Here is an 11658-nt window from a genome sequence, read left to right on the forward strand (position 1 = left end):
AGTCGGGATCTATGGCAGTCGCGTTTGATGAAATGAATATTCCCGGTGGGGACCTTCGCCCTGCCTATCAGGAGCTGGCGCGCTGGCTCAAGGAGACGCCTCCCGAGGCGCTCGAATATCGCCGCCAGGAAGCCGAGCTACTGTTCCGCCGGATCGGCATCACCTTTGCCGTCTATGGCGATACCGAGTCCACCGAGCGCCTGATTCCGTTCGACGTGATCCCGCGGATCATGTCCGGCAAGGAATGGGCGCTGCTGGAGAAGGGCCTGAAGCAGCGCGTGCGCGCGCTCAACATGTTCCTGCGCGACATCTATCACGGCCGCGACATCCTGCGCGCCGAGATCGTGCCCGACGATCTGATCTTCCAGAACCCCGTGTTTCGTCCCGAGATGAACGGCCAGCAGGTGCCGCACGACGTCTACGTGCACATCGCCGGCATCGACATCGTCCGGGTCGACGCCGAGGACTTCATCGTGCTGGAGGACAACGCGCGCACGCCGTCCGGCGTGTCCTACATGCTGGAAAACCGCGAGATCATGATGCGGCTGTTTCCGGACCTGTTCGCCCGCCACAGGGTGGCGCCGGTGGAGCGCTATCCGGACGAACTGCTCTCCGCCTTACGCTCGGTCGCGCCGCAAGGCGCCTCGGGCGAGCCGACGGTGGCCCTGCTCACGCCCGGCGTCTACAACTCGGCCTATTACGAGCACTCCTTCCTCGCCGACAAGCTCGGCATCGAGCTCGTCGAGGGGCGTGACCTCATCATCAAGAACAACGAAGTGTTCATGCGGACGACCGAGGGGCTGAAACGGGTCGACGTGATCTATCGCCGCGTCGACGACGATTTCATCGATCCCCTCACCTTCCGCCCCGATTCCGTGCTCGGCGTTCCCGGGCTGATGTCGGCCTATGCGGCCGGCAACATCACGCTCGCCAATGCGGTCGGCACCGGCATCGCCGATGACAAGGCGATCTACTCCTACATGCCGGACATCGTGAAATTCTATCTCGGCGAAGAGCCGATCCTGAAGAACGTGCCGACCTGGCGCTGCCGCGAGCCGAAGGACCTCGCCTATGTGCTGGACAATCTCGGCGAGCTCGTCGTGAAGGAAGTGCACGGCTCCGGCGGCTACGGCATGCTGATCGGACCCGCCGCGACGAAAGCGACGATCGAGGCCTTCCGCGAGAAGCTCAAGCGCGAGCCGGAAGGCTTTATCGCGCAGCCGACGCTGGCGCTCTCGACCTGCCCGACCTGCACGGCAAGTGGCCTCGCACCGCGCCATGTCGACTTGCGGCCCTTCGTGCTCACCGGCAGCAAGAGCACCACCATCGTGCCGGGCGGACTCACCCGCGTGGCTCTGAAGGAAGGCTCCCTGGTGGTGAATTCGAGCCAGGGCGGCGGCACCAAAGACACCTGGATCCTGGACGAGTAGAGAGATGCTGTCGCGTACCGCCGAAAACCTCTACTGGCTCGCCCGCTACGTCGAACGGGCCGAATATCTCGCGCGCACCATCGATGCGACGCTGCGCGTCACCGCGCTTCCCGCCGCCTATATCGGCAAGACCAATGAATGGGACTCGGCGCTGCTGACCGCCGGCGTCGCCGCGAGCTTCTATCAGCAATATCAGGAAGCCAACGAGCACAACGTCGTCGAATACCTCTCGTTCTCGGCGAACAATCCGTCATCGATCCGGAACTGCATCGAGGCGGCGCGGCTGAACTCGCGCTCGGTGCGCACCGCGCTGACCAGCGAAATGTGGGACACCATCAACTCGGCCTGGATCGAATTGCAGGAGGTCTGGAGCAAAGGGACCTCCACGCGCGAGGACCTGGCAAAATTCCTGCGATTCGTGCAGGAGACCTCGTTGCGCTTCGACGGTTCAGCCTACCGGACCATGCTGCGCAACGACGCCTACTGGTTCTCGCGGATGGGCGTGCATCTCGAGCGCGCCGACAACACCGCGCGCATTCTCGACGTGAAGTATCACGTGCTGCTGCCCGAAGAGGAGCATGTCGGCGGCCCACTCGATTTCTATCAGTGGACCTCGATCCTGCGCTCGGTCTCGGCGCTGACGGCCTATCACTGGGTCTATCGCGAGACGCTGAAGCCCTGGCTGATCGCTGATTTGCTCATTCTCAACGACACGTTGCCGCGCTCGCTTGCAAGCTGCTACGGCAATCTCGTACGCAATCTCGACCAGATCGGCGTCGCCTATGGCCGCCAGGGCCCGGCCCAGCGCCACGCCCGCGGCATCCGCAACCGGCTCGAACACAGCAATATGAATGACATTTTCCAGCATGGCGTCCATGAATTCATTCAGGAATTCATCACGGACAATTCCAGGCTGGGCGAAATCATCACGAAGCAGTATTTGATCTGATAGACGCTGTCATTCCGGGGCGCCCGAAGGGCGAACCCGGAAACTCGAGATTCCGGGCTCGGTCCTGCGGACTGCCCCGGAATGACGGAATCAAAACACCATGCGCCTGCGAATCCTGCACACCACGACCTACCGCTACGAGCCGCCGGTCACCGGCGTGATCCAGATCCTGCGCATGACGCCGGGCAGCCATGACGGGCAGTACGTGGCGGAATGGCAGATCGACGTCTCGACCGACACCAGGCTCGACACCCATGAGGACGCGTTCGGCAACGTCACCCATGTGCTGTCCTGCGGGCCCGTCGGCGACGTCAAGATCACCGCCGAGGGACTGATCGAGACCCACGACACCGGCGGCGTGCTGCGCGGCGCCGACGAGCGCTTTCCGGCAGGCATGTTCCTGCGCACGACCGAGCTGACCGAGGTCAATCCGGCGATGGCGGCCGTCGCGCGTCAGTTGCGCAGCGAGGCCGAGAGCGACACGCTGGGCTTCCTGCACACGCTGATGACGCAGATCAGCGAGCACATGACGTTCGACGAGGACCCGACCAACAGCGGCACCTCGGCGGCCGAGGCGTTCACGCTTAAGCGCGGCGTCTGCCAGGACTATGCGCACATCTTCATCGCCTGCGCCCGCAGCGGCGGCGTGCCGGCGCGCTTCGTCTCCGGTCATTTCCTGCGCTCCGACGGCACCGTCCATCAGGACGCCGGCCATGCCTGGGCGGAGGCTTACATGCCCGATCTCGGCTGGGTCGGCTTCGATCCCGCCAACAGCATTTGCACCACCGACGCCCATGTCCGCGTCGCGATCGGGCTGGACTATCTCGGCGCCGCACCCGTGCGCGGCACCCGCTACGGCGGCGGCACGGAGACGCTCACGGTCTCGGTCAAGGTCGAGCAGGCCGGCCGCGGCGGCCAGTCGCAATCGCAGCGGCAGAGCTAGCTGTCGTTCCGGGCCGCGCTTCGCGCGGACCCGTTGGTCGCACCCCGGAATGACACCTCCTCCCGGGAATTGGGGTTGGAGCGGCCGTTGAAATTGGCTAGTAATTCCGCGTAAACGCGTTCGGGGACTGGAAATGACCTATTGTTGCGGAATCCTGGTTCGGGACGGGCTCGTCATGATCGCCGACACCCGCACCAATGCCGGCCTCGACAACGTCTCGACCTTCCGCAAGCTGCACATCTTCTCCAAGCCCGGCGACCGCATCATGGCGATCGCCAGCGCCGGCAACCTCGCTATCAGCCAATCGGTGCTCTCCACGCTCACCGAGGGCCTGGAAGACCCCACCACCGGCGACATCGAGACGCTGATGAACGCGCCGACCATGTTCCAGGCCGCCCAGCGCATCGGCAAGGCGATCCGCGCCGTGCACGCCACGGAAGGGCCGGCGCTGAGATCGGAAGACGTCTCGTTCGACGTCTCCTTCCTGTTCGGCGGCCAGATCAAGGGCGCGCGGATGCGCCTGTTCATGGTCTATACCGCCGGCAATTTCATCGAGTGCACCACCGACACGCCCTATTTGCAGATCGGCGAGCACAAATACGGCAAGCCGGTGCTCGACCGCGCCATGCATTACGACGTCGAGCTCTACGAGGCGCTGAAGACCGGCCTGATCTCGATGGATTCCACCATGCGCTCGAATCTCGGTGTCGGCCTGCCGATCGACGTGCTGGTGGTGCGCGCCGATGCCTGCGATGCCGATCTCAACCATCGCATCGAGGCGGGCGAGCCCTATTTCCACGATTTGCGCTCGCGCTGGTCGGCGGCGCTGCGCGCGGCGCACCAGAACATCCCGCGGCCGCCCTACAAGAACGAAAAAGAATCCAAAACCTGACAACTTAAGAGAAAAAGGCAGGAAACGATGAGTGAAGCGAAAAAGATCGCAGTGGTGACGGGCGCCGGCACCGGAGTTGGGCGCGCGGCGTCGCTGGCGCTGATGAACACCGGCTTCACCGTGGTGCTCGTTGGCCGGCGGCTCGACATGCTGGAGGAGACGGCGAAGCTCGGTCCCGCGGGCAAGAGCCTCTGCGTCACCGCCGACATGACCAAGCCGGACTCGATCGCCGCGTTGTTCGCCAAGGTGGCGCAGACCTATGGCCGGCTCGACGTTCTCTTCAACAATGCCGGCATGGGCGCGCCGCCGGTGAACTTCGAGGATCTCAGCCTCGAACAGTGGCAGGCGGTGGTGAACACCAACCTCACCGGCCCGTTCCTGTGCACGCAGCACGCCTTCCGCATCATGAAGGACCAGACCCCGCGCGGCGGCCGCATCATCAACAACGGCTCGATCTCCGCGCACGCGCCGCGGCCGTTCTCGGCGGCCTATACCTCGACCAAGCACGCCATCACGGGCCTGACCAAGGCCTCCAACCTCGACGGCCGCATGTACGACATCGCTGTCGGTCAGGTCGACATCGGTAATGCGGCGACGCCCATGACCGACCGCATGGTCGCCGGCCCCGGCGTGATGCAGCCTGACGGCACGATGAAGCAGGAGCCACGCATGGATGCGAAGGCGGTCGGCGATGCCGTCGCCTACATGGCCGGCCTGCCGCTCGATGCCAACGTGCTGACCATGACGGTGATGGCCAGCAAGATGCCGTTCGTGGGACGGGGCTAACTACAAAAACGCGAAAACAACCCCATGCACAGTAGGCGCGCGGCGGCGCCCCATTGATTCATCTGCGCTATTTCCGCAGTCGTCATTGCGAGTTGGGACCGGCGTCGAGGCGCCGACCCGACTGAATGAAAATGGGTCAGCATCTCTGGTCGAATTTGACCCAGAACCTACCCACTTTCTTCCTAGCGAAGCGAAGATTCCATGGGGAGTGGATAGCGACCAGGTCTGAGGCCAGACTGAGGTTGCTGACCCCCTCAACCTGGAGACGACGATGTTGCTCGATCATCCTTCCGACGGACCGACCGCTATCCGCACGCAGTTTGGCGCAATTTTTGTGTCTTTGGAACTGAGCCGTTCGACGTGGGTGATTACGTCACTTTCGCCTGGTACGGGCGAGAAGATGTCCAGGCACAGCGTCACGGCCGGCGATACGGCTGAGCTGATGAAGCTGTTTGCGGAACTCAGGCGCAAGGCGGAGGCCAGGACCCGCGAGAGCTATCCGATCATCACGATCCAGGAAGCTGGGCTGGACGGGTTCTGGCTGCACCGTGTTCTGCAACAGAACGGCATTGAGAGCCACGTGGTCGATCCCGCCTCGATTGCGACGTCGCGACGGCGGCGGCGGGCCAAGACTGACAGGCTCGATGGCGAGGCGCTGTTGCGGGCGCTTCTGGCCTACAAGCGCGGCGAGCCGCGGGTCTGTGCGATGGTGGTTGCGCCCTCGCCTGAAGAGGAGGACCGGCGCAGGCTGTGTCGCGAACGAGCGACGCTGATCGCCGAGCGCATCACGCATGTGAACCGGATCAAGGGTCTTCTGTTCGCGCAGGGGATATCCGACTACGTGCCGCTGCGGCGCAATCGGCGGGCGCGGCTTGAGGCCTTGCGCACGGGCGACGGGCGGGAGCTGCCTTCGCATTTGAAGGCGCAGATCGGCCGCGAGCTCGATCGGGTCGAACTGCTTCTGGAACAGATCAAGGCGGTCGAGGCCGCGCGAGATGCTCTGCTGGCCGCAGCCCGGAAGCCTGCAGACAAGAACGCTGCAGACAAGGTCGCGCCGGATCCGGTGGCGATGCTGCTGGCCTTGAAAGGGCTCGGCGCCAACTTTGCGGCCGTGCTCTGGTCGGAGGCGTTCTACCGGCAGTTCTCCAACCGCCGCCAGGTCGCCGCCTATGCGGGGCTTGCGGCGACGCCGTGGCAAAGCGGAGGCATCCGGCACGAGCAGGGCGTGTCGAAGGCCGGCAATCCCAGGCTGCGGACCACAATGATCCAGCTCGCCTGGCTGTGGATACGTCACCAGCCGCAGTCGGCCCTGACGCGCTGGTTCAAGGAGCGAAGCCCGCAAGGCCGCAAGCGCGCGATCGTGGCGCTGGCGCGCAAGCTTCTCGTGACCTTGTGGAAGTATGTCACCGCGGGCGAGACCATCGAGGGGGCCGTGATGAAGCCCGCCGCCTGATCCGGACCGCACCAAGCGGCGTGCTTCGCCGCCCGCGCGCAACGAAAGAACCATAACCCATCTGCCGAGGCCCGATCAGTCTCGGAAGATCCGGGTGGACGAACCGATGGATTGCATGGCTTCAAACGCCGCAACGAAGAATGGCCTCGTCCTCTCGAGCCTGCCCGCCGCAAGCGGAATCGTGGTGCAGTCGCCTTGTGCGACGACCGAATGTGAGTTTGATCTGGCAAGCAACCCAGATCGTCGAACCGGCTCGACCCTTGGATCGCAAATGCGAGGATGGCAGATGCCCTGACAGAACCGCCAACGCGAGGAGCTCCTATCGGCCCAACGCACCAAGCATGATGGCGTGCTCGCTCAACTCAAGGCCAAGCCGCTTCGCGGCGGCCCTAACAGGCCGGCCTTGACTTGATCTGCGCGCGCCATCCTGCAGAACCCGCGGTCGGGACGAAGAGGTGGCTGCAGTCGAACAAAAAGGTGACTGCTCATCCTTGCCTCCGCGGAAACAGCTTGGATTGCTTCGTCGCTTCGCTCCTCGCAATGACGGGGAGAGCTTCTCGCCCTACTCCAACGTTTCCACCCGCCGCAGGCTCGGAAACAGCTTCATCCACAACAGCGCCACCGCGATGGTGCAGACGCCGCCGAGCACCGCGGCCGGCATGGCGCCGAACAGCGCGGCCGCCACCCCGCTTTCGAACTGACCGAGCTGGTTCGAGGCGTTGATGAAGAGGAAGTTGACCGCCCCGACCCGGCCGCGCATCTCGTCGGGGGTTGCCAGCTGCACCAGCGAGAAGCGGATCACGACGCTGATCGTATCGGCCGCACCGAGGATCGCAAGCGACAGCACCGACAGCCACATCCAGGACGACAGCGCGAACACCACGGTGGCGACGCCGAACACGATCACGGCCTGGAACATGCGCAGGCCGACATGCCGCGAAATGGCGTGCCGCGCCAGCACCATGGTCATCGCCAGCGCGCCGACCGCCGGCGCGGCGCGTAAGATCCCGAGCCCCATTGGGCCGGTCTGGAGAATGTCGCGGGCATAGATCGGCAGCAGCGCCGTGACGCCGCCGAACAGCACCGCGAACAAATCGAGCGAGATGGTGCCGATGATCGCCGGATTGCTGCGGATGAAACGAACGCCGGCAAAGATATTGTCCGCGCCGGCCATATCCTTGGCGACCGCCTGCGGGCGCGGCCGGATGAAGCCGGTCAGGATCATCCCAAGAATCCAGAACAGCACCATCACGGCGTAGGCGAGATGCGGCGCAATCGCATAGGCGAAGCCGCCGAGCGCCGGCCCGGTGATGGTCGCGATCTGCGCCGCGCCGCTCGAAACCGCCGTTGCACGCTGGAGCGATCCCTGCGGCGCGATCAGCGGCAGCAGCGCCGCGGTGGTCGGGCTTTCGAAGGCCCCGGCGATGCCGAGCACGAAGGTCGCGATAAAAATCTGCACTTCACTGACCGCGCCGAGGTAAGTGCTGACTGCGAGATAAAGCGCGGTCGCGGCTTCCACGAGCTGGCAGAGCTGAACGACGCGCTTGCGCTCGTAGCGGTCGGCGGCATGGCCGGCGACGAACACCAGCAGCGCTGTAGGGAGGAACTGCACGAGGCCGACCATGCCGAGGTCGAAGGCCGAGCCGGTGAGATCGTAGATCTGCCAGCCGATCGCGACCGCAGCGATCTGGCTGGAAAAGCGCGACAGGCTGCGCGAGAGCAGAAAGAACAGGAAGGCGCGGTGGGAGAGGAGTGCACGGGCGCTGACTGGCGGATTCGCCGGCACCGGCCGCACTCCACTTAGCTCCTGGCTCACCCTTGGACCATCCGCCTGATATTGACGAGGCCTCGCGTGGCTGACGCGGACTTGCTTGTCAACAGCGGGACGCTCCGTCGATCTTCCGGCATTGCGTTTGCATCGCACGCACGGCCATAATCGTTGGAGGTTTGGGGACATCATGCTGCGGCTGCAATCAGCACTCGGCGTTTTCGCATTGCTGGCGATCGCCTGGGCGTTGGCGGAGAATCGTCGCGCGGTGTCGCTGCGCCAGGCGGCGATCGGCCTTGTCGCCACCTTCGTCACCGCGATCGTCCTCCTGAAGCTGCCCGTCATCGCGCATGCCTTCGGCGCCATCAACGACGCTGTCGGCGCGATCTCCGCGGCCTCGCGCGCCGGCTCCTCCTTCGTGTTCGGCTATGTCGGCGGCGGTCCCCCGCCCTTCGACGTGAAGGTGCCGGGCGCCGATTTCATCCTGGCGTTCCAGGCGCTGCCGATCGTGCTGGTGATGAGCGTGCTGACGACGCTGTTGTTCTATTGGCGCGTGCTGCCGCCGATCGTGCGCGGCATGGCCTGGCTGCTCGAACGCACGCTCGGGGTCGGCGGCGCGGTGGGACTGTCGACCGCCGCCAACATCTTTCTCGGCATGGTCGAGGCGCCGCTGTTCGTGCGGCCGTATCTGGCGCAGATGACGCGCAGCGAACTATTCCTGGTGATGACCGGCGGCATGGCCGGCATCGCCGGCACGGTGCTGGTGCTCTATGCGACGCTCCTTGCGCCCCTCATTCCCGACGCGGCCGCGCATTTCGTTATCGCCTCCGTGCTGGGCGCGCCAGCCGCGATCCTGGTCAGCCTGATCATGGTGCCGGAGACCTCCGACAAGCGCACCGGCGGCGCGCTGGAGGATCCGGAGATGGAAGTCTCCGGCACGATGGATGCGATCGTGAAAGGGACGAGCGCAGGGATCGAGCTGCTGATCAACATCGTCGCCATGTTGCTGGTGCTGGTGGCGCTGGTCTATCTCGTCAATGCCATCCTCGGACTGCTGCCGAATATCGGCGGCGCTGCGATCTCGTTGCAGCGCCTGCTCGGTCTCGTGATGGCGCCAGTGTGCTGGCTGATGGGGCTGCCGTGGGACCAGGCGGTGACGGCCGGCAGCCTGATGGGCACCAAGACCGTGCTCAACGAATTGATCGCTTATGTCGATCTGTCAAAACTTGCGCCGGACGCGCTCGACGCGCGCTCGCGCCTGATCATGCTCTACGCGATGTGCGGCTTCGCCAATTTCGCCAGCCTCGGCATCATGATCGGCGGCCTCGGCGTGATGGCGCCGGAACGGCGCGCGGAGATCAACACGCTCGGGCTGAAGTCGATCGTGTCGGGCACGCTGACGACGTGTCTGATGGGAGCGATCGTGGGGGTGCTGGCATAGCAACGAGCTCGTAGCCCGGATGGAGCGCAGCGCAATCCGGGACCACCTTCTCCGCGGAGAGACTTTCCCGGATTTCGCTTCGCTCCAGCCGGGCTACAAGGGACCCGTCATTGCGAGCGAAGCGAAGCAATCCAGACTGCATCCGCGGAGAGATTTTGGATTGCTTCGTCGCAAGAGCTCCTCGCAATGACGAGGAGAGAGCGCCTACGCCTTTAACTCCACCGTCTTGAACTCCGCCGGCAAAATCACCTCCAGCAGCTCGACGTCGTCCGAATAGTCCAGGATCATATGCTTGATCTTCGGCGGCTGGGTCCAGGCGCTGCCTTCCTTCATCAAGGTCTCGCCCTCGCCGTCCATGTAGGTCTTCACCCAGCCCTTGAGCACGTAGACCATCTGGAAGTCGACGGCGTGAAAGTGCAGTTTTGACACTTCGTCCGGATTACAGGGACCCTGCAGCCGGATCACATGCGCTCGAGCCAGCCCGTGGCTCGCATCGGCGATGCCGAGATCGCGATATTTCGCGTAGGCACGCAGGCCATCGGCTTTGAAGTCTTCCTCGCGGTGATGGCTGATCGCGATGCGCTGCTTGGGCCGCACAGCTTTCTTGGCAGATGATCTGGCCGATGCCGAGCGGGCCTTCGACTTCACCGCCTTGCGTGCCGAGGATCGCGCCGCGGCTTTGCTGCCGCTCCTCTTCTTCACGGCGGCTTGCGCCGCGTTGCGCGATTTCACCTTCTTGGCCATGGCTGCCTCCCGTTGTTGTTATGGGGAGAGGCTATCACACATTGGGAAATCGTAGGGTGGGCAAAGCGGAGAGGCTGGGCAAGTATCCAATGCATCTTCAATGCTGTAGAAAATTATCCGTTGTTGTACGAGGAGGCAGTCAGGAAATTCCATCAAAGTCGCCTTGGGCCCACGCGATAAGAACGATGTTCTACGACGCGGCCGCCGCAATGAATACTTGCCCAGCCTCTCCGCTTTGCCCACCCGAAGCCTCGTCTCAATGCAGCCTGAACACGCCATCCACTGCGCGCAGCTCGGCCGGCTTGATCAGCTTCGAATGCGCCACCGTCACTGAGAACAGGGGGCCGTCGAGCTTTTCCTCCCAGAACGCGAGGAAATCCTTCAGCACCGGAAATTTCGGGAACATGTCGTAGTTCTGCCAGATGTAGGTCTGGAGCAGCGAAGGATGATCCGGCATTCGGTAGAGAATTTGCGCCGTCGTCAGCCCGTAACCCAGCACCTGCTTCCGGAAGTCGTCGGAAACAACCCCAACCCGCGAGACCATGCCAACCTCCTGTGCAGGAGCGCATATTCAAGGGGTGGCTTTCCGGTACGCCCTACGAGCCACCCGGTGGAGATGCGCTCACATGAGAGAAATGTGACGCAAACTGACAATGCATCTCAAGCCCAAAAGTTTAACAAGCTGTTGAAATTCAATGCGTTAGCAGCAGATGCGGCACGGTGCTAATACGGTCCCCAAGGCCGGTTAACGATGGTAAAGAATTCTGGCAGGCAGCGCTTCTGAGTGCTTATTTTTCTGCTAGAAGCCCTTGCTCCCGCAAAAATCCTGGCCTATTTGATCTTCACCCGCATTGGCACTCGCGGGCATCGACTGCTAACACCCTGAAAACATCAATCCGAGCAAACGCTTAGGAGGACTGCATGAAATTCCGTCCGCTTCACGACCGCGTCGTGGTCAAGCGCATCGACGCAGAAGAGAAGACCGCTGGCGGCATTATCATTCCCGACACCGTCAAGGAAAAGCCCTCGCAGGGCGAAATCGTCGCTGTCGGCCCCGGTGGCCGCGACGAAGCCGGCAAGCTGATCCCGATCGACCTGAAGGTCGGCGACCGCGTGCTGTTCGGCAAGTGGTCCGGCACCGAGGTCAAGATCGACAATGAAGATCTGCTGATCATGAAGGAAAGCGACGTGATGGGCGTCCTCGACGTCCCCGCTTCCAAGAAGAAGGCGGCCTAAGAGCCCCCTCTCTCCA

Annotated in this window: 11 protein-coding genes; 8 read left to right on the top strand and 3 right to left on the bottom strand. The window is 63.6% G+C overall.

What is annotated here, in order from left to right:
- Positions 1-11: 11 nt before the first annotated feature.
- The 6 genes from IVB18_RS32905 to IVB18_RS32930 all read left to right on the top strand — a co-directional run bounded on the left by IVB18_RS32905 (position 12) and on the right by IVB18_RS32930 (position 6453).
- Complete coding sequence (locus tag IVB18_RS32905; protein WP_247984480.1) at positions 12-1430, top strand: circularly permuted type 2 ATP-grasp protein; 1419 nt, start codon at positions 12-14, stop codon at positions 1428-1430.
- A 4-nt stretch (positions 1431-1434) separates the two neighbouring features.
- Positions 1435-2379 (top strand): alpha-E domain-containing protein, encoded by a 945-nt coding sequence (locus tag IVB18_RS32910; protein ID WP_247984481.1) that lies wholly within the window; start codon positions 1435-1437, stop codon positions 2377-2379.
- Between the two features lie 100 nt (positions 2380-2479).
- Complete coding sequence (locus tag IVB18_RS32915) at positions 2480-3322, top strand: transglutaminase family protein (RefSeq protein ID WP_247984482.1); 843 nt, start codon at positions 2480-2482, stop codon at positions 3320-3322.
- 133 nt (positions 3323-3455) lie between these two features.
- Entirely contained in the window at positions 3456-4214 is a 759-nt protein-coding gene (locus tag IVB18_RS32920; RefSeq protein WP_247984483.1) for a proteasome-type protease, read from the top strand.
- 27 nt (positions 4215-4241) lie between these two features.
- Positions 4242-5000, top strand: a complete 759-nt coding sequence (locus IVB18_RS32925; protein ID WP_247984484.1) for an SDR family oxidoreductase — start codon at positions 4242-4244, stop codon at positions 4998-5000.
- Positions 5001-5271: 271 nt separating this feature from the next.
- Entirely contained in the window at positions 5272-6453 is a 1182-nt protein-coding gene (locus IVB18_RS32930) for an IS110 family transposase (protein WP_247983422.1), read from the top strand.
- Between the two features lie 562 nt (positions 6454-7015).
- Here IVB18_RS32930 and IVB18_RS32935 read toward each other — a convergent pair.
- On the bottom strand, positions 7016-8239 hold the full coding sequence (locus IVB18_RS32935) for an MFS transporter (protein ID WP_247984485.1): 1224 nt from the start codon (positions 8237-8239) through the stop codon (positions 7016-7018).
- Between the two features lie 172 nt (positions 8240-8411).
- On the opposite strand from IVB18_RS32935, the gene IVB18_RS32940 reads away from it, so the two are divergent.
- Complete coding sequence (locus tag IVB18_RS32940) at positions 8412-9662, top strand: nucleoside transporter C-terminal domain-containing protein (RefSeq protein ID WP_247984486.1); 1251 nt, start codon at positions 8412-8414, stop codon at positions 9660-9662.
- Positions 9663-9866: 204 nt separating this feature from the next.
- Here IVB18_RS32940 and IVB18_RS32945 read toward each other — a convergent pair whose 3' ends face one another.
- Together IVB18_RS32945 and IVB18_RS32950 are read right to left on the bottom strand one after the other, a co-directional pair.
- Positions 9867-10406, bottom strand: coding sequence for a cupin domain-containing protein (locus tag IVB18_RS32945; RefSeq protein ID WP_247984487.1), 540 nt, complete (start codon positions 10404-10406; stop codon positions 9867-9869).
- Between the two features lie 256 nt (positions 10407-10662).
- Positions 10663-10950 (bottom strand): usg protein, encoded by a 288-nt coding sequence (locus tag IVB18_RS32950; RefSeq protein WP_247984488.1) that lies wholly within the window; start codon positions 10948-10950, stop codon positions 10663-10665.
- 377 nt (positions 10951-11327) lie between these two features.
- Between IVB18_RS32950 and IVB18_RS32955 the strand changes: the two genes are divergently transcribed.
- Positions 11328-11642 carry a co-chaperone GroES gene (locus IVB18_RS32955; RefSeq protein ID WP_045008422.1) on the top strand — a complete coding sequence of 105 codons (315 nt, stop codon included), beginning with the start codon at positions 11328-11330 and terminating at the stop codon, positions 11640-11642.
- Positions 11643-11658: the final 16 nt, after the last annotated feature.

The organism is Bradyrhizobium sp. 186 (assembly GCF_023101685.1).
Classification (GTDB): Bacteria; Pseudomonadota; Alphaproteobacteria; order Rhizobiales; family Xanthobacteraceae; genus Bradyrhizobium.